The 21,617-nt window shown below is 31.7% G+C and carries 26 protein-coding genes and 1 rRNA gene; 10 read left to right on the top strand and 17 right to left on the bottom strand.

Going from position 1 to position 21,617, the window contains the following annotated elements:
• The 3 genes from rrf to trhA all read left to right on the top strand — a co-directional run.
• A 5S ribosomal RNA gene (gene rrf / locus PQF96_RS28670) occupies positions 1–71 on the top strand; the annotation flags it as partial.
• Between the two features lie 339 nt (positions 72–410).
• Entirely contained in the window at positions 411–1,133 is a 723-nt protein-coding gene (locus PQF96_RS21445) for a hypothetical protein (RefSeq protein WP_271768188.1), read from the top strand.
• Between the two features lie 173 nt (positions 1,134–1,306).
• Positions 1,307–1,933, top strand: a complete 627-nt coding sequence (gene trhA / locus PQF96_RS21440) for a PAQR family membrane homeostasis protein TrhA (protein ID WP_271768186.1) — start codon at positions 1,307–1,309, stop codon at positions 1,931–1,933.
• Positions 1,934–1,983: 50 nt separating this feature from the next.
• Here trhA and PQF96_RS21435 read toward each other — a convergent pair whose 3' ends face one another.
• From PQF96_RS21435 to PQF96_RS21420, 4 genes are all read right to left on the bottom strand, one after another.
• Positions 1,984–2,784, bottom strand: coding sequence for a hypothetical protein (locus PQF96_RS21435; protein WP_271768184.1), 801 nt, complete (start codon positions 2,782–2,784; stop codon positions 1,984–1,986).
• 101 nt (positions 2,785–2,885) lie between these two features.
• Positions 2,886–3,314, bottom strand: coding sequence for a DUF4268 domain-containing protein (locus tag PQF96_RS21430; protein WP_109435266.1), 429 nt, complete (start codon positions 3,312–3,314; stop codon positions 2,886–2,888).
• 4 nt (positions 3,315–3,318) lie between these two features.
• Positions 3,319–3,996, bottom strand: a complete 678-nt coding sequence (locus PQF96_RS21425) for a ZIP family metal transporter (RefSeq protein WP_109435267.1) — start codon at positions 3,994–3,996, stop codon at positions 3,319–3,321.
• Positions 3,996–4,727, bottom strand: a complete 732-nt coding sequence (locus tag PQF96_RS21420; RefSeq protein WP_109435268.1) for a class I SAM-dependent methyltransferase — start codon at positions 4,725–4,727, stop codon at positions 3,996–3,998. The genes PQF96_RS21425 and PQF96_RS21420 overlap by 1 nt, the downstream gene beginning before the upstream one ends.
• 105 nt (positions 4,728–4,832) lie before the next feature.
• On the opposite strand from PQF96_RS21420, the gene PQF96_RS21415 reads away from it, so the two are divergent.
• Complete coding sequence (locus PQF96_RS21415; protein ID WP_271768181.1) at positions 4,833–5,990, top strand: THUMP domain-containing class I SAM-dependent RNA methyltransferase; 1,158 nt, start codon at positions 4,833–4,835, stop codon at positions 5,988–5,990.
• Between the two features lie 141 nt (positions 5,991–6,131).
• Positions 6,132–9,404, top strand: a complete 3,273-nt coding sequence (locus PQF96_RS21410) for a VPS10 domain-containing protein (protein WP_271768179.1) — start codon at positions 6,132–6,134, stop codon at positions 9,402–9,404.
• A 115-nt stretch (positions 9,405–9,519) separates the two neighbouring features.
• Here the strand turns inward: PQF96_RS21410 and ggt are convergent, their stop codons facing one another.
• From ggt to rlmD, 6 genes are all read right to left on the bottom strand, one after another.
• Positions 9,520–11,205 carry a gamma-glutamyltransferase gene (gene ggt, locus PQF96_RS21405; protein WP_271768177.1) on the bottom strand — a complete coding sequence of 562 codons (1,686 nt, stop codon included), beginning with the start codon at positions 11,203–11,205 and terminating at the stop codon, positions 9,520–9,522.
• Between the two features lie 55 nt (positions 11,206–11,260).
• Positions 11,261–11,995 (bottom strand): DUF6048 family protein, encoded by a 735-nt coding sequence (locus PQF96_RS21400; protein WP_271768175.1) that lies wholly within the window; start codon positions 11,993–11,995, stop codon positions 11,261–11,263.
• Positions 11,961–12,479, bottom strand: a complete 519-nt coding sequence (locus PQF96_RS21395) for a DUF6452 family protein (protein WP_109435273.1) — start codon at positions 12,477–12,479, stop codon at positions 11,961–11,963. Before PQF96_RS21395 ends, PQF96_RS21400 begins: the two co-directional genes overlap by 35 nt.
• A gap of 484 nt (positions 12,480–12,963) precedes the next feature.
• Positions 12,964–13,374 (bottom strand): hypothetical protein, encoded by a 411-nt coding sequence (locus PQF96_RS21390; protein WP_109435274.1) that lies wholly within the window; start codon positions 13,372–13,374, stop codon positions 12,964–12,966.
• 44 nt (positions 13,375–13,418) lie between these two features.
• Entirely contained in the window at positions 13,419–13,727 is a 309-nt protein-coding gene (locus PQF96_RS21385) for a hypothetical protein (protein WP_109435275.1), read from the bottom strand.
• Between the two features lie 372 nt (positions 13,728–14,099).
• Positions 14,100–15,509 carry a 23S rRNA (uracil(1939)-C(5))-methyltransferase RlmD gene (gene rlmD, locus PQF96_RS21380; protein ID WP_271768173.1) on the bottom strand — a complete coding sequence of 470 codons (1,410 nt, stop codon included), beginning with the start codon at positions 15,507–15,509 and terminating at the stop codon, positions 14,100–14,102.
• Positions 15,510–15,625: 116 nt separating this feature from the next.
• Between rlmD and PQF96_RS21375 the strand changes: the two genes are divergently transcribed.
• The 3 genes from PQF96_RS21375 (at position 15,626) to rocD (ending at position 18,082) form a co-directional block, all read left to right on the top strand.
• On the top strand, positions 15,626–16,180 hold the full coding sequence (locus PQF96_RS21375) for an RNA polymerase sigma factor (RefSeq protein ID WP_109435277.1): 555 nt from the start codon (positions 15,626–15,628) through the stop codon (positions 16,178–16,180).
• Positions 16,173–16,556 (top strand): DUF6768 family protein, encoded by a 384-nt coding sequence (locus PQF96_RS21370; protein ID WP_109435278.1) that lies wholly within the window; start codon positions 16,173–16,175, stop codon positions 16,554–16,556. Before PQF96_RS21375 ends, PQF96_RS21370 begins: the two co-directional genes overlap by 8 nt.
• Positions 16,557–16,804: 248 nt before the next feature.
• Positions 16,805–18,082 carry an ornithine--oxo-acid transaminase gene (gene rocD / locus PQF96_RS21365; protein WP_271768170.1) on the top strand — a complete coding sequence of 426 codons (1,278 nt, stop codon included), beginning with the start codon at positions 16,805–16,807 and terminating at the stop codon, positions 18,080–18,082.
• Positions 18,083–18,153: 71 nt separating this feature from the next.
• Here rocD and PQF96_RS21360 read toward each other — a convergent pair whose 3' ends face one another.
• The 6 genes from PQF96_RS21360 to PQF96_RS21340 form a co-directional block, all read right to left on the bottom strand.
• The gene (locus PQF96_RS21360) at positions 18,154–18,465 is read right to left on the bottom strand and encodes a CCC motif membrane protein (RefSeq protein WP_109435280.1); all 312 of its coding nucleotides are present in this window, start codon (positions 18,463–18,465) and stop codon (positions 18,154–18,156) included.
• A 9-nt stretch (positions 18,466–18,474) separates the two neighbouring features.
• Complete coding sequence (locus PQF96_RS28655; protein ID WP_408629614.1) at positions 18,475–18,765, bottom strand: DUF2752 domain-containing protein; 291 nt, start codon at positions 18,763–18,765, stop codon at positions 18,475–18,477.
• Positions 18,766–18,810: 45 nt separating this feature from the next.
• Positions 18,811–19,203 carry a DUF2752 domain-containing protein gene (locus PQF96_RS21355; protein ID WP_109435282.1) on the bottom strand — a complete coding sequence of 131 codons (393 nt, stop codon included), beginning with the start codon at positions 19,201–19,203 and terminating at the stop codon, positions 18,811–18,813.
• Entirely contained in the window at positions 19,204–19,482 is a 279-nt protein-coding gene (locus tag PQF96_RS21350) for a CD225/dispanin family protein (RefSeq protein WP_109435283.1), read from the bottom strand.
• Positions 19,483–19,602: 120 nt separating this feature from the next.
• On the bottom strand, positions 19,603–19,926 hold the full coding sequence (locus PQF96_RS21345; protein WP_109435284.1) for a CCC motif membrane protein: 324 nt from the start codon (positions 19,924–19,926) through the stop codon (positions 19,603–19,605).
• Between the two features lie 7 nt (positions 19,927–19,933).
• A complete protein-coding gene (locus PQF96_RS21340; protein WP_109435285.1) occupies positions 19,934–20,218 on the bottom strand; it encodes a DUF2752 domain-containing protein in 285 nt (94 codons plus the stop codon).
• Between the two features lie 97 nt (positions 20,219–20,315).
• Between PQF96_RS21340 and PQF96_RS21335 the strand changes: the two genes are divergently transcribed.
• Positions 20,316–20,531: a hypothetical protein gene (locus PQF96_RS21335; protein WP_109435286.1), complete on the top strand. Its 216-nt coding sequence runs from the start codon at positions 20,316–20,318 to the stop codon at positions 20,529–20,531.
• A gap of 2 nt (positions 20,532–20,533) precedes the next feature.
• The gene (locus tag PQF96_RS21330; protein WP_271768168.1) at positions 20,534–21,082 is read left to right on the top strand and encodes a Smr/MutS family protein; all 549 of its coding nucleotides are present in this window, start codon (positions 20,534–20,536) and stop codon (positions 21,080–21,082) included.
• Between the two features lies 1 nt (position 21,083).
• Here PQF96_RS21330 and PQF96_RS21325 read toward each other — a convergent pair whose 3' ends face one another.
• Complete coding sequence (locus PQF96_RS21325) at positions 21,084–21,617, bottom strand: hypothetical protein (protein WP_271768166.1); 534 nt, start codon at positions 21,615–21,617, stop codon at positions 21,084–21,086.

Genomic DNA, 21,617 nt, shown 5'->3' with positions numbered 1-21,617 from the left:
TCCGAACAGAGAAGTTAAGCCCATTAGCGCCAATGGTACTACAATCGTGGGAGAGTAGGTCGCCGCCTTCCTTGAAACCCTTCAATATCAATATTGAAGGGTTTTTTTTATACATAAATCTAAACAAAATACTATACTATATACAAGAGAGTGAGAGAAACTTATCTCATTTTGAATATCTTTTTCTGTGCCATTTCTGTTTTTTCTTCAAGATATATGGTGTATTACTTATGAATTATGTTATAATTAACATATGTAGTTCTTTGTAAATCATTAGTGTAGATAAGATTTTAACTCTTATTTATCATTTGTGTTATCTAAATAACCATATGTTATATCATAAAAATCGTTATCATTTTTTTTCAGAGGACTTTATTTTTAAGTTTGAATAAATAAACATAACTATTATTATGAGAATAATTACAAAATTACAAATTCTATGTATCGTATTGTCTTGCGCAGCACTTATTTCATGCAGTGAAGATGATGGAACAGGTATACAAGAAGTAGATGTAACAAGAAATTTACTTTTAGGCGAATGGAATTTAGAAACTCTTAAAGTCGGTAAGGGGTCAAAATCAGCAACCATTACAGAAACTACTAATGTATTGTCTGCAGATGGGGTAACTTTTGAAACAAAACAGTTTACTGAATATAAATTTACATTGAATAACACTGGTGGTGATTATGGGATTAACTTTTTTGATGATTCTACTTTAGGAGAAACAGATAAATTTGATGATTCTAATGAAACAGTATTGGCAACTTTAGAGGGTGACCGTTTGTTTGAAGAAGAAGAAGATGGAGCTACAGTTTTAGAGTATCAATCAGCATTTTTTGATAATGCATTAAATGTTACAAATATAAGATGGGAGATAGCAGATAAAAATACGATTATCATTAGAGGTACAGCTAGTGACGGTGAAGAAGTTTCTACTACCTTAGATGTGTTTTTCTTTAGCGATTCGTCAATGAGACTGAGTTATGAGTTGTCTAATAGCTCTCCTTTTTTCGGTAGTGATGCATTAACATTATTAGAGCAAGGTACATTGACAATAGAAGATGGATTTACATTAGTAGGAGATCTTCTTAGACCATCATCAGGTACTGTGTTTATGACTTTTAATAAGTGATAAAAAAATAATAGTGTATTTTATTTATATTAAAATATACTTTAAGAATTAACAATCCACATAAAAATTATTTTTATGTGGATTGTTAATTATATTCAAGATAAGTGATTATCCTTTTTATTACTTGAAGATGTTTTGAATAAAACCACAACGTTTTTCTATTTTTGTTTTCTATGAAAATACAATCACAAATAGAAGAGCGTTGGAATTGGATAACGCATGGAGTTGGGTTCATTCTTTCTATAATTAGCTTTTTTATTTTGCTAAATTCAAACTCTAATAAAACATTATATAGTACGTTTGTTATAATAATTTATACAAGTTCATTGTTAATTCTGTATTTTGCTTCTACTGCTTATCATTATACTTCTGATACTACATTAAAAAGAAAATTTAGGGTACTAGATCATATAAGCATTTATCTGCTAATTTCAGGTACCTATTCTCCAGTTACTCTAATATCTTTGATAGATAGTAAGGGGATATCATTATTTATAATTGTTTGGTCTTTGGCTGTTATCGGAACAATACTAAAAATATTTTTTACTGGTAGATTTGATGTTTTATCAGTTATCCTATATCTTATCATGGGGTGGCTGATTATATTAGATATAGATACATTATCTAATGTGGTAGGTGATGAGGGAATTACATATTTGATGTTAGGGGGAGCTGCATATACTATTGGTATAGTTTTTTATGCATTAAAACAGATACCCTTTGGACATGTTATCTGGCATCTTTTTGTACTCGCAGGTAGTATTTTTCATTATATGTTTATTCTTAGGTATGTGATTTGATAAAAAAATAGACATCAAAAGAAGTTCAATGCCTATTTTATAATAATTTTTTATCCTCTACATCCTCGAAGTACTCCAAAGACATAATCGTCTGCAGCTTCATTAAATTCATCACCACAATTTCGATCACTACCGCCACCACTAGAGAAATTCACATTACTACATTGATCATGATCTAAGCAATCTTTTGTCCATGCGCTTGGTATCCACCATCTACCACAATCACCACCACATCTTCCCATACATCCATAATTATCTCTTGCTTTGCTTCCCACTCTTATTCGATCAGAGTGATTTCCTCTTGAGTCGTCATATTCTGCATTTACATAAGTGTTCTTCCTAATGCAGGTGATACCCTCGTTTCTACTTTTGAGATTAGTTGTATTTACTTCTGCCTCAATAACTCTTTTAGTATAGGTGTAATCAGGAGGTGATTTTGCCCAATATTCCATAAGACTTAATAGTGTGTATTCTGTCATTAGGATTTCTCCTTTTTTTGTTTCCAGAAGATAATTAGAAATTGTACCACCTAAGGTAAGAATACTCTGTTTTTCTTTTTCAGTTAAAATAATATTATGACCATCGATAAATAAACTTTCATTCTGATAGTTAATATCTGCCTGAATGGATTTTTTGTTGATTTCAATGATGACAGTAAATACAAGTTCTGATTTGGCTTTTACAGAATATCTAATCTCTGAGTTTTGAATTCTAATTTTACCAATAAAAGAATTTGAATCTTGCTGTTCTAATCCCAATTCTTTTGCATCAGGAATAACAGCATCAGAAGTACATTTTGAGAAAATGAATGCGAATAGCAGTATTGCTATTATTTTAAAATGATTTTTCATAAATAGTGAGTTTGTATTATTGCTAACTAATTTACAAAAAAACACTTAAAATTATTGATAATATAAAAAATTAGCTAAAAAACAAAAGAATTGTTATTTTTCTAGTCCTTAATATAATCTTTATATTCTAAAAAGAATATTTCAAGCTGAGACATTTTTTCATTCAAAAATTTCATAGTTTCTTTCCAGCATGTTTTATTATGGATACTAACATTTGTTAATTCAGTATAAACTCTGGAAATAGTTTTTCCATTATCTAATTCATAATATTCATCAAAAACAATATCTGGAATATATTCTGAAGTTAGAATATTTCTTAAACTCACTAATTTTTCATAATAATACGCTCTTATTATTTTGTCATAAGGTTCTATGTCTATAGATACTTGTGCTTTTTTTGTAGTAAATGTAAATTTTAAAGTTACATCTTTGATTTTGGTGTTATATAGTAACCATTTACGGGAGTATTCTTTTCCAAAACTAGTCCAGAATTCTTGTCGAATTATTTTTGATTCAGATTTGCTAAACATGTTTTTATATCAGATATGCCGCCGCAGTTGCCGCAAGAATAACTAAAAGTTTTGTAACGTTAAATTTATGCCCCTCATTACTTTCAAAAAGGATAGTTGTGGATACATGAAGAAATATACCAATCACTACAGCAGTAATTTCTTTATAATAATTTTGAGCTAATGTGAAGTTCTCAGAAAGAAAAGTGCCTAGCGGAGTCATTAATGCAAAACCTGTTAATGATAAAATAATAATGAATCTTTTTATTTTAGTATGTAATAAAAAGGTAGTTAATATCATTGCTACCGGAATCTTATGAATTATTATACCCATTAAAATTCCATCGGTATGATGCATAGGAAAACCCTCTAATATAGCATGTAATCCTAAACTGATGAATAGTAGTTTTGGTACTCGATGGGTTTCTTTATCTAAATGAATATGGCCGTGCTCCGCACCTTTAGAAAAATATTCTAATACCTTTTGTAACAAAATACCAATCATTATCCATACACCTGTTCGTTTTGCAAAAGGATTATTTTCAAAAATCTCTGGAAGTAAGTCAAAAATTGTAATTGCAAGAAGAAAAGCACCACTAAAAGCTAGAAGTAATTTTAAGTTTTTCTGATTAGATGCCTTGAATATAAAAACCAACAATGCTCCTATAAATACGGCGACTATGGATAGTATATAATTGTACACTATTTAAATATTAATATAAGTCGTGGTGAATTATTTTTATTAAATTTTTGTAATTGGTAATTACCAAAAATATCTAGTAAGTCAACATTTGCTTCTTTAAAATAATTCTCAAAATCAGCTAAGGATATACTTTTTACTCTTTCTGTAAAAAAGAAATCTTCATCATTATCTCTAAATCTTATTTCTTTTATTATATATCCATTTTCATGATATCTTCTGATTTTAAAAGAAATTCCATCAACTTCCTTTATTTCATCTTCAATTAGATTATCTATAATGTAATCGACATTCATAAAATCAATAACTCCAAAGCCTTTATTGTTTAGATTTGATTTAATGGCTTTAATAGTATTGAGGTTGTCTTCTTCTTTATCAAAATAACCAAAGCTTGTAAATAAATTAAAAACAGCAGAAAATTTTTCAGAATAGGGTTTACGCATATCATGAACTCTAAACTTTAATGCTTCATTTTCAAATTGAGAAGCATAGGTTATACTGTTTTTAGAGAGGTCTGCTCCAGTAACATTATATCCTAATTTATTAAGATATATGCTATGTCGGCCTTTACCACAGGCTAAATCTAAAATTTTTTCATCAGCTTCTAAACTTAGATAATGAGTTAGATTATCCATAAAATTTTGAGCTTCAGTATCATCTCTATCTTTGTATAGGATATGATAGTATGGCGTATCAAACCATGATGCATACCACATTGTTGAATCTTTTAGCATAGGGCGCAAAATTAATGTATTTTTGCGGTTTAATTATAGAAGTTGTTTAAAGTTTTATCTCTCGTCTTAGAAAAATTAAACGACTTTATATCGAAAACTTGGATAGTGAGTAATTCATTTAAAATGGTAGCCAAAACCCTTTTTGGTTTTGAAGAAGTTCTTGCAAGAGAACTTAGAAAATTAGGAGCGCAAAAGGTAGAAATAGGGAATCGCGTAGTCAGTTTTTATGGCGATACAGGATTTATGTATAAAGCAAATTTATGCTGTAGAACTGCTATTAAAATATTAAAACCAATTACTTCTAGGAGAATAAAGAATGAACAAGGTTTATATGATTTTATTCAAACTATTGAATGGAAAGAATATTTAAGTATAGATGATACATTTTCAATTCATGCTACTGTCAATTCTACTCTCTTTACTCATTCACAATTTATAGCTTTAAAAACCAAAGATGCGATAGTAGATAAATTTAGAAAAGAAACAGGCAAAAGACCCAATGTAGATATAGAACATCCAGACCTTTCTATAGATGTTCATATTCAGCAAGATGTATGTACGGTTTCTTTGGATAGTTCTGGAGGCTCATTGCATCACAGAGGGTATCGTACAGCGACCAATATAGCGCCAATTAACGAAGTTTTGGCCGCAGGATTGTTATTGCTTTCTGGCTGGGATGGTCAATGTGATTTTTTGGATCCGATGTGTGGTAGTGGTACCATGGCTATAGAAGCAGCTATGATCGCTTGTAATATTCCGGCAAACCTAAATCGTAAGGAATTTGCTTTTGAAAAATGGCTGGATTGGGATATGGATTTATTCGAAAAAATAGAAGAATCATGTCTCAATAAAACCAGAGATTTTCATCATTCTATAATTGGGATGGATAAAGCTCCTTCTGCAGTAAGAAAGGCAAATGTCAATGTAGAAAATGCAAATCTTACTGATTTTGTTAAAATAAGAGAAGGAGATTTTTTTGAAACAACTAAAGAAAAAGAGGGACAACTTCATATAGTGTTTAACCCACCTTATGATGAACGTTTAGAAATCAATATAGAAGAGTTCTATTCACAAATAGGGGATACATTAAAACAAAATTACCCAGGTACTAATGCATGGTTTATTACTGGAAATCTTGAAGCATTAAAATATGTTGGACTCCGACCTTCTCGAAAGATAAAAGTATTTAACGGGAAGTTAGAAGCCAGGCTAGTAAAATATGAAATGTATGCAGGCAGTAAAAAGGCAAAGTATCAAAAGTAATATGATTTTACCCTTATATATCTTCTGATTTTTCTTCTTAGGATTTTTTTTAATAGTTTATGTTTTTGTTAAGAGATTATTATTGAAATAACAATAATTTTCTGATAACAATTTGGCTATTAACTAATCATCCTATTTGATATGAAAACAAAATTCACACAATTATTTTTCATAGCATTCTTGTTCATCTTTACCTTTTCAATAGACGCGCAGCGATCTAAAGTGAAACAAGAAGTGTTATCAGTATTCTCAGATTCAGTTTTTTCTGGATTAAAGTTAAGAAATATAGGTCCTGCATTTATGTCTGGTAGAATTGCAGATGTGGCTATTCATCCAGAAAATGAAAGTATATGGTATGTTGCTGTAGGTTCGGGAGGAGTTTGGAAAACTGTAAACGCAGGAACTACCTGGAAGCCTATTTTTGATGATCAAATTTCATATTCTATAGGATGTGTTACTATTGACCCCATAGACCATAATGTTATATGGGTAGGTACGGGAGAGAATGTTGGAGGTCGTCACATGGGATATGGTGACGGGGTTTATCGTAGTGAAGATGGAGGTCTTTCCTGGAAAAATATGGGGCTAAAGAATTCTGAACATATTTCTAAAATAATTATACATCCAGAAGATTCTAATGTGATTTGGGTTGCCGCTCAAGGGCCATTATGGAAAAAAGGAGGAGAACGGGGACTATATAAATCTGTTGATGGTGGAAAAACATGGAAAAAAACCTTGGGAGATGATGAATGGGTTGGTGTAACAGAAGTAGTAATAGATCCAAGAAATCCTGATCAACTCTATGCAGCTACATGGCAAAGACATCGCACTGTTGCTGCTTACATGGGAGGTGGTCCAGGTTCAGGCTTACATCGTAGTGTTGATGGAGGAGAGACCTGGGAAAAACTCAAGAATGGACTTCCTAAGTCCTGGATGGGTAAAATAGGATTGGCTATTTCGCCACAACAACCAGATATTTTATATGCCGCTATAGAGTTAGATAGAAGAACAGGAGGAGTATATCGTTCTACAGATCGTGGAACAACTTGGGAGAAACGTTCTGATGCAGTAGCAGGTGCTACAGGACCTCACTATTATCAAGAGTTATATGCTTCTCCACATCATTTTGAAAGATTATATCTTGTAGATTCGAGGATGCAAATTTCTGAAGATGGAGGAAAAACATTTACAAGAATGAATGCAAAACATAAGCATGGGGATAATCACGCTATTGCTTTTAAAAAAGAAGACCCAAACTATCTTTTGGTTGGAACCGATGGAGGGTTATATGAAACATTTGACCTTACTGCAAATTGGAAATTTGTAGACAACCTTCCTGTAACGCAATATTATAAGGTTGCTGTGGACGATGCTGAGCCGTTTTATAATATTTATGGAGGTACACAGGATAATAGTACCCAAGGAGGACCTTCAAGAACTGATAATTTACACGGGATTCAGAATTCTGATTGGAAGATTGTATTAAATTGGGATGGACATCAACCTGCAACTGAACCGGGTAACCCCAATATCATGTATGCAGAACGTCAGCAAGGTAATTTATCACGAGTTGATTTAACAACAGGAGAAGTTGTGGATATCCAACCCCAACCTGGAGCAAATGAAAATTTTGAACGTTTTAACTGGGATGCGCCTATTTTGGTAAGTGCACATGATCCAAAACGTATTTATTTTGCTTCTCAACGTCTATGGAGATCTGATAATAGAGGAGATAAATGGATACCAATTTCAGGAGATTTAACTAAAGATCAGGAAAGAATAGAGCTGCCTATTATGGGTAAAAAACAATCTTGGGATGCTCCTTGGGATTTTTTGGCAATGTCTAATTATAATACAATTACATCAATAGCAGAATCTCCAAAGAAAGAAGAGATACTTTATGCAGGTACTGATGATGGAATTATTCAGGTGACTGAAGATGGAGGAAGTAATTGGAGAAGGATTAACGTTGGGATACTTCCTGGGGTACCAGCTACAGCTTTTGTAAATGATATTAAAGCTGATCTTTTTGATGCTAATACGGTGTATGTAGCTTTGGATAATCATAAATATGGTGATTTTACACCCTATCTATTAAAAAGTATGGATAATGGGCGTACATGGAAATCTATTAAAAGTAATTTGCCTAAAAGAACATTAGTTTGGCGTATAGTACAAGATCATGTGCAACCTAATCTTTTGTTTGTTGCTACCGAATTTGGAATTTATTTCACAATAAACGGGGGAGATAACTGGATAAAATTAAAAGGAAATATGCCTACCATATCATTTAGAGACCTTGCTATTCAACGTAGGGAGAATGATCTGGTAGGTGCTTCTTTTGGGAGAGGGTTTTTTGTATTTGATGATTATTCATTTTTGCGAACGATTTCAGAATCTAAATTGAAAGAAGAAGCGGTTTTGTTCCCTACTAGAGATGCATGGTGGTATATTCCAAGACCCAACTTAAGTTTTGATGACGAAAAAGGAAGTCAAGGAGCTTCACATTATGTAGCGCCTAATCCAGATTTTGGTGCCGTTTTTACATACTATTTAAAAAATAGTTTAAAAACAAGTAAAGAAAAACGACAAGAAATCGAGAAAAAAAATAAAGGAAAAGATATTGCGTTTCCAGGTTGGGATAAAGTAGAAGCAGAGCGCACAGAAAATATACCAGAAGTCATATTAACTATAACAAATAACACTGGGGAAGTGATTAGGAGAATTAGCGGACCGGTGAAATCAGGCTTTCATAGAATAGCTTGGGATTTACGATATCCTTCTTCTGAAGCAATTCCTTTAAAAACAGAAGGAAACTCTTCTAATACTTCTCAAGGTTTTATGGCAGTACCAGGAGTGTATACTGCTACTTTATCAAAGATAGAAGATGGAAAAGTAACTCAATTATCAACACCGATCACATTTACAGTGAAACGTATGAATAATGGTGCTTTAAAAGGGGCAACACCAGAAAAAGTTGCAGAATTTTGGAGGAGTTTTGAAAAAACAATTGGAAAAGTTTCTGCTTTGGATATACAGGTGAATAGACAAGAAAAACGTATTAAAGCGCTGAAGATAGCTTTACAAAGGGCTAATAGTACTCCTGGAGATCTCGATAACCGTTTAAATACACTAGAAAAACGTATGATGGACTTAAGGAGAGATTTGTATGGAAACAGTTCTAAGCAACAAGTAGGTGAGAAAACTAAACCCACTATTGGAAATAGGGTATTTGCAATATATAGGGGAGTGGATCGCTCTACATATGGACCAACTAGTACGCATTTGGAAACAATGCAGATTATCAATAATCAAATAGGTATGATTACTTCAAAACTCGCGCTAATAAAAAATGAATCTATTGCGCTTTTAAAAGTGTTAGAAGAAGCAGGAGCACCATTTGTTGAAGATTAGTACACATGGTATAAGGTTTAACACATGCTTCTGATAAACTAAAGGAGCATGTGTTTAAAATGTATTATCTTTTCTTTGAGAAGAAGAACAATATTATGTTCAGTATTTAAGTGAATTAATAACCCGCTGCCTGTCCATCTTTTCGGGATTCTGAAGCTCCATAATACACACCATCTTTTAGCATAATAGCTTGGTACCCTCCATATGGACCTAAGGCATATGATATTTTATGACCTTTGGATAATAAACTTCTAATGGTTTCATAAGAAATACCTGATTCTATGTGTAATGTGCCACCGTTGATCATATTTTCGCCAGTTGGTTGAGAAGACCCCATATGATTTATTCGAGGAGCATCACCTGCTTCTTGCAGATTCATCCCAAAATCGATCATGTTAACGATAATTTGTACATGACCTTGAGGTTGCATACCTCCTCCCATAAGACCAAAGCTCATAAAGGGTTTTCCATCCTTGGTTACAAATGCCGGAATAATAGTATGGAAAGGTCTTTTTTTAGGTTCATAAGTATTAAAGTGTCCCTCTTCTAATGAAAATAATTCACCTCTATCCTGTAGTATAAACCCAAGCTTTGTAGGTGTCATTCCGGACCCCATACCACGAAAATTACTTTGTATTAGAGAAACCATGTTGCCTTCCTCATCTGCTACGGTTAGATAGATGGTATCTCCATCATTAAGGTTTCCTGCATCATAGGTTTTTGCGGCTTTATCAACGTTAATTAATTTTTTCCTTTTGGCGGCATATTCTTTAGATATAAGTTGCGTTACAGGAATGGTATTGAAGTCTGGGTCAGCATAGAATTTTGCCCGATCTTCATAAGCTAATTTTTTAGCTTCAGTAAGGATATGAAGATATTCTGGAGTTCCAAACCCCATTCCTTTAATATCATAATCTTCTAAAATATTTAGCATTTGTAATGCAGCAATTCCTTGTCCGTTTGGAGGTAATTCCCATACATCATATCCTCTGTAATTGGTTGAGACGGGTTCAACCCATTCTGAAGTATGATTTTTGAGGTCGTTATAGTTTAGAAACCCTCCATTATCTTTTATGTATTTTGCTATAGTTTTTGCTATATCACCTTTGTAAAAAGCATCTCTACCTTCTTTTGCAATTTTCTCTAACGTATTTGCTAGAAATGGATTTTTAAAAATTTCTCCTTTTTTGGGAGTAGCGCCATTAGGCATATAAGTATCAGAAAAGCCTGGATATTTTGATAAGAAAGCAGAGCTACGGTGCATATAATAGGCTATTAATTCTGTAACAGGAAAACCTTCTCTGGCATAATTAATTGTAGGGTTTAAAATTTCCTGCATGCTTAATTTTCCAAATTTATTATGTAATTCATACCAACCATCTACGCATCCTGGAACTGAAACAGGAAGCGGACCGTGAGCAGGTATCTTTTTATGGTTGTTTTTCTTGAAGTACTCTAAAGTAAGTTTTTCTGGAGACCTTCCACTTGCATTAAGACCATGAAGCTTTTTTGTTTTTGCGTCCCAAACAATTGCAAATAAATCTCCTCCAATACCATTTCCAGTAGGTTCCATTAATCCTAACATTGCATTTGCAGCGATTGCAGCATCTATTGCGTTTCCTCCGTTTTTAAGTATGTCAAGTGCAGTTTGTGTAGCTAATGGATGACTGGTTGCGGCCATACCGTGAGTTGCAATTATTTCTGATCTGGTAGTAAAATTTTTACCTGTAATTCGATCTTGAGAAGAGGTAATATTAACAAAAAGTAAAAGTAGAAAACAAAGCCCTATAGATAATTTCATGTGTGAGAATATTATAAAATATTCAAACAATATAAGAAATAAGAGATAATAAAGATTATTTCTTCTTCTTAAAAAATGGAATAAGGTAGCTTACTGAGTATCCATAACCTACACCAATACTACTAAAATCATTTGTTCTTCCAAATCCAGGAATGTAAAGGTTATCAAATCTATCAGGTTCTTTTTCGGTTATTAGGGTTCTTAAAGATACATTGGCTCCTAAATAGAGATTTCTGATAAGTTCTACTTTTATGCCCAGTACAAGTTCTGCCCAGCTAGCATTAAGGTCTTTAGCTTCAATTTTATCAGTTATTGTATTGGGACCAAAGTAATTTGTGCCAGTAAAAATTGTATATTCATTAAGAGTCTGATCAAAGGTTGAAAATCCATAGCGTACACCTACATAGATATTGTTTTGCATTCCGTACCAGTTATCGTAGATATTATAGTCAACTCCTGCTCTAATATAGCTTCCAGAACCTTCTACTTCAATGTTTTCTTCATCTCTAACTAAAGACTCATTACCTACCTCGGCAGCAATATAGAAATTTTTATAAAACCTGTAATCTCCAACAATCTCAAAGCCAGAGTATTTATTGTCTACTGCAGAACGAATTATTCTTCCAAGATCAACACCTGCTCTAAAACCATATTTTTCTGCCGGAGGCAAAGTATCATTAGATTTAACCGGAAGTGTATCTTTGATTTTAGTGTTTTGTTCTTCTTGTCCATAGAAACAACAGGTTATTAATAGACTAATGAAAAATAAATACGTGTGCAGTTGTCTCATCGGTTACGTCTTCTCTTTGTATTGTTATATTTTTGATCCAACTCCCATCATCTCCAGCAACTGGAGGAGATATAGTCAATCCTTCATAGTTAATCTTAAATCCACAAGCACTACTTACATATTCTTCTACAGTTGTATATTGAATGCTTATGACGTCTGTATTAGCGGGTGTTTCTGGTTCGTTTGTCGTATTAGAATCTATAGTGAGTTCATAATCAGTAATAGAAGAATTAGTTCTAAGGGGTATTAAGATCGAATCAGTAACACTTCCTAGTGGGAATGGGTCTTCTACATCCATATCAACAGCTACAGCTTTTACTTGTAGCTCTGATGGAGCTTTTATTTCGGTACCATTATCAAAATCTATAAACTTAATAATAAGCAGTGGAGTTGTAGGAGTACCTTCTGCACAGATGTCATCTCGCTCACAACCTAAAATAAAAATTGAGCTTAGTGTAAATAATAAATATTTAAGTACTCTCATACAGTATCTTTTTCTAGCAAAATCATTTTTTAAATAGAGCTTTAGTGTTTGTTTGCAAAATGTTTTTTTAGACTTTTATTATTATACTTATAAAAATCATAATTTAAATGACCAAAAATATAAAAGATAAACCAATTCATATTAGTTATTTTTCAAAAATAAAAGACTCAAATAAAGTTCTAATGTTGCTTTGTTAAATAAAATCTAAAGATATTTTAATTGTTTGACTGTTTAATTTATTGTACAAAAAAACCGGGAACTATGAGGTAAATTCCCGGTATAAACACTAGTGGAAAACGAAAAATTGATTTTGCTTCTAAAGAAAAGCCCCGAATCTTTCCACCGTGTTTTATCTCAAGTAAAAAAAGGGGTTGGGGGTAATTTATTTTAAAAACCGGGAACATGTTGCAGTTCCCGGTAACCGCAATAGAAAATGTAGAAGATTGCTACATCAAGTTGCCATAATCTAAAGGGTGTACTTGTACTATTCTAGAAAAACTAAATTTTTTGCATTGGTGGTACAATCTTGATTAAAAGTAACCGTACAACTATAATAATTTCTTTGGTTTTTTCCTTCTATATCAATCCATTCAACATAATTTACAACGGTAAAAGTGGTGTCATTAATGATTCTTACATTTTCATCATTATTTCCAAAGGATGTAATAGTAGAGGATCTTAATCTTCTGTTAATGATAGAATGAGATGCAATTAATGCCTCTGATTTAGTAAAATAAAATGTACTTTTTTTATTTATTCCAGAATTGAATAATATTCTTTTGTCATTTGAGTGTGAACTAAGTAATACGGTTCCGGATGTTAATAAAATGCAAGTTAGAAAAAATATAAGGAGTCTTGTGACCAACTCTCTTTTTTTAAAATTTGGTGTTATCATGGGGGTAGCCTTGAAAAAGTAAAATAATTTGTGTGTAGAAAGGTTTATGGTAAACGAACATTAGCATTTTTAGCTTTTTGTTCTTTTTGATTTTCTATTTTTTTCCATTTGGAATAATTCTCTTTATCTCCAACTTTAAGAAAAGCATCGGCTACAAAACCGGCATGCATAGAGATTTCCAGATCAGATCCATTTCGTTTAATAATATTGTATTGTTCTATAGCATCTTGTACAACTTGATTTTTAGTTTCGTTAATTTGTTGATGAATCGTTTCGTCAGAACCTGTTGTAAACACGAAATAAATTAAAATTAGAAGAATGAAGATAAGAGGGATTTTTACCACATTTCTCATAGTTGTTAGTTTAAGTAAACTTCTGGTTTGACTATAAATTTATTGTAGTAGCAATCTTCGAGTACAAATGTAGGAAATAACGCATAATATTAAATACAGCCAAACCATTAACTTTTTACGGTAAAACCATCGAAATATTAAACGTAATTTAGTTTTATTTTGAATTCAAGATATTGAATTTCAGATTTTTAATTGTTTTTTGTTAAAGAAAATGAGATTATAACTAATTATGGCATTATTCATTAATAAATTAATGAATAATGCTGTAATAAAATATGAAATGATTAAAAAAATAGATGAAATGCGTGCAAAAATTTATATTCTCTAGTTTTTAAAATAAAACTAACGGTAGAATTTTAACGAATTTTTGAATTATCGTTTTTCGAGTAAAACGACGTTTTCAACATGATATGTTTGAGGAAACATATCTACGGGTTGCACTTTACTTATTTTATATTTTTCATCTAATAATGTCAGATCTCTAGCTTGTGTTGCGCTATTGCAACTAACATACACTATTTTTTCTGGAGAAATGTTTAGTAGTTGGCCAACAACATCTTTATGCATCCCATCCCTAGGCGGGTCTGTAATAACTACTTCTGGTTGACCATGTAATGCTATAAAATCTTTGGTGAAAACTTTTTTCATATCACCAACATAAAATTCTGTATTGTTAATGTTATTACGTTTTGCATTCTCCTTGGCATCTTCAATTGCTTCAGGAACAGCTTCTACACCAATTACTTTTTTAGCTTTTTTTGCAACAAATTGAGCAATAGTTCCCGTTCCTGTATATAGGTCATATACTAATTCTTCTCCTGTAAGATTAGCAAAATCTCGAGTTATTTTATACAACTCATATGCTTGTTTTGAATTGGTTTGATAAAAAGATTTCGCATTGATTTTAAAACGTAAACCTTCCATTTCCTCCTCAATATGATCTTTCCCTTTATAACAAATAACATCTTGATCATATATAGTATCATTACCTTTTGGATTAATTGTGTATTGTAATGAAGTAATTTCAGGAAATTCGGATGCAATATAATCTAATAAAAGTGATCTTTTTTCAACATCTTCATGAAAGAATTGTATTAAAACCATAATTTCTCCAGTTGATGCAATTCGAAGCATTAAAGTTCGTAGAAAACCTTGTTGTTTCCTTGCATTATAAAAGGAGAGGTTATTTTTTGTGGCAAATGCTTTTACTTTATTTCGTATAGCATTACTTGGATCTTCTTGAAGATAACATGTGTCAATATCGAGGATTTTATCCCACATTCCCGGGATGTGAAATCCCAATGCATTTCTATTTTCAATTTCAGTATTGCTTTGAATTTCTTCAAGAGTTAGCCATCTACTGTCGCTAAAAGAAAATTCCATTTTATTTCTATAGAAAAACTGATCTTCTGATCCAAGAATGTTACTTACTTCAGGCAATTCGACTTTACCCAGACGAGTCAAATTATTTACTACTTCTTGTTGTTTATATGCTAATTGATGTTCATATCCCATAAATTGCCATTTGCACCCTCCACAGGTACCAAAATGCTTACAGGTTGGATCAACACGCTTATCTGATTTTTTATGAAAAACAGTTGCACTGCCTTCATAAAAAGCTTTTCTTTTTTTTGTAGTTTGAATATCTACAATATCTCCTGGTACTGCATTATTAATGAATATAACTTTTCCATCAGGAGCTTTAGCAATACTCTTGCCTTTTGAACCTGCGTCAATAACCTCTATCTTTTCAAAGACTTGTCTTCTGTTTTTTCTTGCCATGGCGCAAAAATAAGAATAGAAAAGATATACTTATTAATTATTCGGGATATCTTATAAAAAAGAAACAAAAAAATGAACCTATTTCATTTTTCTACGTCTATAGTATAAAGGTTAGTATGACAAATACCAATAAAACATTCGATTCTTTGTTGGTTTTACAATGCCAATCCGGAAACAGAAAAGCTGCAGCAATTCTTGTTAAAAGGTGGCATGTGAAATTATGCAAGCAAGCCTATTGGTATACCAATGATATTGAAAACTCAAAGGATATTGCTCAAGATAGCTGGAGTGTTATATTGCAAAAAATTGGTAGCCTGAAAGACCCTAATAGTTTTGGGAGTTGGGCATTGACGATTGTGACTAGAAATGCTATTAATTGGTTACGTAAACATAAAAAAGAATTAGAGAGTTTAAATAGTTACCATTATGATCATAAAAATTCAACAAATGAATACGATCATAATGATTCAGATCCTTCTATTCTATTAAAGAAGTTGATTAAAAAGTTACCTCATAATCAACAGTTAGTACTTCACCTTTTTTACTTAGAAGAATATAGCATCAAGCAAATAAGCGAGATTATAAACGTTTCGGCAGGTACAGTTAAATCGCGTTTGTTTAACGCTAGAGAAAAATTGAAATTAATTCTAAAAAATAGAAATCATGGATAATAAAATGAAAGATATTGATCAATTGATTAAAGAGACATTGACTCAGGAAGAGGCAAAGTTTTATGACGAACTAGATGAGCAGAACCTTATTGATATGGTGGGAGGGCTCTTTAATACCAGGCATAGATGGGTTATGATAATGATGATAATTGTGAATATTATTGCATTTGTACTTTTCATTTATTGTCTTATTCAGTTTCTAAATACTGATAATACGAATGAACTTATCAAATGGGGTAGCGCAGGTTTTTTCTGTATTATGATAACAGCATTATTGAAGTTATTTTCTTGGATGCAAATGGATAAAAATGCATTATTAAGAGAAATTAAAAGATTAGAACTACAAGTGTCTTCTTTGGCAGGTGAAAAACCTTAATAGAATAAGGCAACATACTTAGTGATTTTAAAATAGAAATTAACTGAATTCGTAATATATTCCTCTGATCCTAAGTGTTTTTCTTGTTTTATTTAAAAGTAACCCGTCCTTTCTGATAATTTGATAAAGATTTAGTAATTTGCGGCTCTCTTAGGGATGATTTCTCTCCCACGCTGAATTTTCGAGACTTATCGAAAGGATAAAGGTATAGAAGGAATGGTTATTTTATAAATTTAAATTAGTAAAAAATGGCTGTTTTAGACAAGTTAAATTCACAACAAGCAATCGATTTAGAAAACAAGTATGGAGCTCATAATTACCATCCGTTACCCGTGGTTTTAAGCCGAGGTGAAGGTGTATATGTATGGGACGTAGAAGGAAAAAAATACTATGATTTTTTAAGTGCATATTCTGCGGTAAATCAAGGACATTGCCACCCTAAAATTGTGGGTGCAATGGTAAATCAAGCACAAACATTAACGTTGACATCTCGAGCTTTTTATAATGATAAGTTAGGAGAGTACGAGAAATTTGCTACCGAATTTTTTGGTTTTGATAAACTGTTACCAATGAATACTGGTGCAGAAGCGGTAGAGACAGCATTGAAGCTTTGTAGAAAATGGGCATATGAAAAGAAAGGTATTTCAGAGAATGAAGCTCAAATTGTAGTATGCGAAAATAATTTTCACGGAAGAACAACAACCATCATATCATTTTCAAATGATCCTGTAGCCAGGAAAAACTTTGGACCATATACAGCAGGGTTTATTAAAATAGAATATGATAATCTTGTTGCATTAGAAGATGCATTAAAAAACAATAAAAATGTAGCAGGCTTTTTAGTAGAACCAATACAAGGAGAAGCAGGAGTATATGTGCCTTCTGAAGGGTATTTGGCAAAAGCAAAAGAACTTTGTGAAAAGTATAATGTATTATTCTTGGCAGATGAAGTACAAACTGGTATTGCCAGAACAGGAAGATTATTAGCTACTTGTGGAAATTGTTCATGTGATGATAAAAATTGTTCTGGAGAGCCTAATGTAAAACCTGATATTTTGATATTAGGAAAGGCACTGAGTGGAGGGGCGTATCCTGTTTCTGCTGTTTTTGCTGATGATCATATTATGGAAGTAATAAAACCAGGTAATCACGGAAGTACGTTTGGAGGAAACCCTATTGCTGCTGCTGTAGCAGTAGCTGCTCTAGAAGTGGTTAGAGATGAAAAGCTTGCTGAGAATGCTTTCGAAATGGGAAAACTATTTAGGTCAGAATTAAACAAGTATATAGAGAATTCTAAAATAGTTAATCTAGTTCGTGGTAAAGGATTATTAAATGCTATCGTAATTAATGATGATGAAGAGAGTGAAACCGCATGGAATATTTGTGTTGCGCTTAAAGAAAATGGTCTTTTAGCAAAACCAACTCATGGAAATATCATTCGTTTTGCACCGCCACTAATAATGAATAAAGAGCAATTGATGGATTGTGTAAATATTATTACAGAAACATTGAAAGAATTTGAGTAAAGAAATAAGTATTGTGCAAATTAAAAAAAGGAGATTATTTAGTAATCTCCTTTTTTTGTTTAACATATAGGCTACTGATTCATTATTTCTGACCAAGGCATTAAAGCTGCTCCCATAAATATGATATATACTATAATTATAAGAAGGTATAAAGAACTCATTATAGTACCAATGATTGCACAAATTCTTCCGGCTTTTAGATTTTCATAACCCATATATAGTTCTGGGTTAGCATTATATAATTCAATAGATCTTTTTGCAATTACTAAAGCTATAATTCCAAATATTAGACCAAGAATTCCATAGCAAAAACAGGTAACGATTGAAACGATACCGAATATTAAGACCAAAGTAGCATTTGGCAGTTGTTGTTTAGTTTGCATATTAAATGATTAGAATTTAATGAAATAATGTGCAATGATAAGTATACTATTTAAGATATAAAAATAGGTTAGGGTTTTGGCGCCATTTTTAAAGTTAAAAACAAGATGGGCTATTAAATATATCATCATGCATATCATAGGAATGAGAGCAGGATACATTAAAAAAGAAGCCTTTATATTACCTTTTAATAGTAAAATGAAACTACGCTGAAGACCACATCCAAGGCAATCAATTCCAATCAACTGTTTAGTTGGACACTGAAGTATATTGGATTCAAGAAAACTAATAACTTCTTTCATATAAAATAAAAGTCATTTTTTTGATAATAACTTTTTTATCTGAGATTACGGAGCAAGAATATTAAAAGGGTAAATGTCTATATTCCTTAATATCCAAAACAAAATTATTATGATCCCTATGTATATAGGAGTTTTAGGGTGGTATAAAATGTTGTAATAATTCTTATTCCAATACTTATTAATGGTATTTACAGAGGTGTTATATATAATGGTACCTAGTCCCAAAATATATAGTGCATTATAATTAAGGGTTTCCATAATTTCAAAATGCAACAGTTGATGTAAGGCACGTTGACTGCCACATCCAGGGCAATGAAAGCCTGTTAATGTATGAAATGGGCATTTAGGGAAGTAATTTACATCACAAGGATTAGAGAAATAATATAGGGATAGTAATATACATACTCCTATCCCTATAAATACATGTTTGTATTTCATTTAGTATCCACCATTTCCTAATATTGCTCCTCCCATTCCTAAAGCAAACATTAGTATATAAATTACTAAAATTACAACGCCTCCAATTAGCCCATACTTCATCCATTTTTTTGCATCATCTGATGCTTTTTGTGCTTCTGCATGATTACCTGCATCAAATGCAGAGTTCACTTTTGTTGCGTTAATGATTGCAACAATTCCAAGTGGTAAGCAACAGAAAAGAGTTACTAAAATAGATTCTACTAGGTAATTTTTTGGTCTTGCTTGACTAGTTTCCATAAATTTGATTTTAGTTATAAAAAAAGTTTATTTGTAGTAACAATACTGTTAATACAAGAAAGATTAAGGGAATTGTTAGGATATATTTTTATCCAAACAATTAAATTATTATTTATAAAATTATGATCCAGTTGATCTTCTGATTTCCTCTAACATATCCATATATCCATCTGCTCCTCCCATTACTAAAAGAACTATACCATAAACAAAAGAGATTATACATAGCACTAAACCAATAATCGCTAATATTTTTCCAGTCTTTACATTTTCATAACCACTGTATATTTCTGGATTTTCTGAATATACCGCGGTGGCCTTTTGTGCTAGTACTAAAGCGATAATTGCAAAAATTATACCTATAACCCCATAACAACAACAACCAAAAATTGATATAATACCAAAAACAAGAATAAGGGTAGAGTTGGGTAATGTTTGTTTTTCCATAGTTTGATTAGTTAAAATGAACTTTCATTTTGATAACATAGCTTATAATCATAGTAAGCGCCGTAAAAATCATTAAACCTACCTTAATAGATTTCCCATTTTTGAATTGAATAAAAAAGTTGAAACCAATAAATGCCAGTAAAAGCATTAATGGATATATCGCGGGGTACATATGAAAAGCTGCAGAGAACTCTCCTTTTAATAACAGTACGATTGATCTCTGCATACCGCAGCCTAAACAATCAACACCAAATAACTTTTTATTTAAGCAAGGAAGCATGTATTTTTCCAAGGGCAATATTTTACTATTTGTTATGTGCAATATACATAATTAAGTTATTTAAAATATTTAGAGGATTAAAAATCTATTATTTAATATTTTTGCAGGTATGAATTATAATAAATTTAAAAAGATTATAAGTGTACTTTTTATTGTTTTAGGAACAATAGCAGTTATTAGTGAAATTTCTTCTTCAGTAAAGAATTATTATATTCAAATCATTGGAGTCGTTTTTTTAATGTCTGGAGTATTTCTAGTCAATACGAATGTGAAATCAAAAACAGAAGTTGATGCATATCAACATGTTGAAGAAGAAGAAGAGTAGATATGATAAAGTTGGGAGATATAGTATCGGTGCTGGATGAACCTATTACAGGAAAGGTTGTTGGGCTAACTACAGAGGAAGTGACTATTGAAACTGAAGATGGTTTTGATATGACTTTTTTAATAAAAGAAGTAGTAAAAATTGAATCTGAAGATATAATTATTCCTTCATATGAAGAAGTGAATAGAAATTTACAAGAGAAAGAGGTTTTTAAAAAGAAGCCTAAAAGACCTGTGGTAAAACCAAAGGAACGTCATATTCCTCCTATGGAAGTGGATTTACATATCCATAAATTAACAAAATCAACAAAAGGAATGACTAATTACGATATGGTTACATTGCAATTAGATACAGCAAAAAGACAATTAGATTTTGCAATTCATAAACGTATACCAAAAGTGGTTTTTATTCATGGAGTAGGTCAAGGAGTTTTAAAAGAAGAGCTTACTTATTTGTTAGGTAGATATGATAATGTTAGGATCTCTGATGCTGATTATAAAAAATATGGATTAGGTGCAATGGAGATTTATATCGTCCAAAATCCTAAATAAGTTATTTGGTAATAGTAATTTCATCATTGCCAAATTCTAGTACTTCCTGTCGTATGGCAATATCAGGTCCTTCCAAAGTAATGTCGTTAAGAGTAAAGGTTCTGGTATATGTGGCTTCAGTCATAGTCTCACTTAGTAAAGTATACTTAATTTCTGCATTTCCATTAGAACTTGTTAATTCCTGAGTTACCGTGATGTCTCCAGGAGGTACACTGCTACAAAAATACTCACTGCCATTAATGGCAGTATCGAATTGCCTATAGATCAAAACATTTGCAGTACCATCAAGTGTTATGGTTAATGTTAACTCTTCATTGTCTGGGATAGTATTTAACTCAAAAACAGTACTTGTAAAACTAAGCGATATGGATTGATTGATCTCAGAATCTGTTTTAAAAAAAACAAAAGTATCATTACTTTGATTAGAACAATTTTCTAAAGGAGCAGTAAAATTACTAATATCATTTTCGATAATATCTCCTTCACTACAGCTAATCAAAAGAGTGAAAATAATAAGGAAAAATACTTTATTCAT

It is taken from the genome of Aquimarina algiphila (assembly GCF_947494415.1).
Taxonomy (GTDB): Bacteria; Bacteroidota; Bacteroidia; order Flavobacteriales; family Flavobacteriaceae; genus Aquimarina; species Aquimarina algiphila.
Note: the sequence above shows the minus strand (reverse complement) of the source record. Positions and strands in the feature narration are given on the sequence as shown.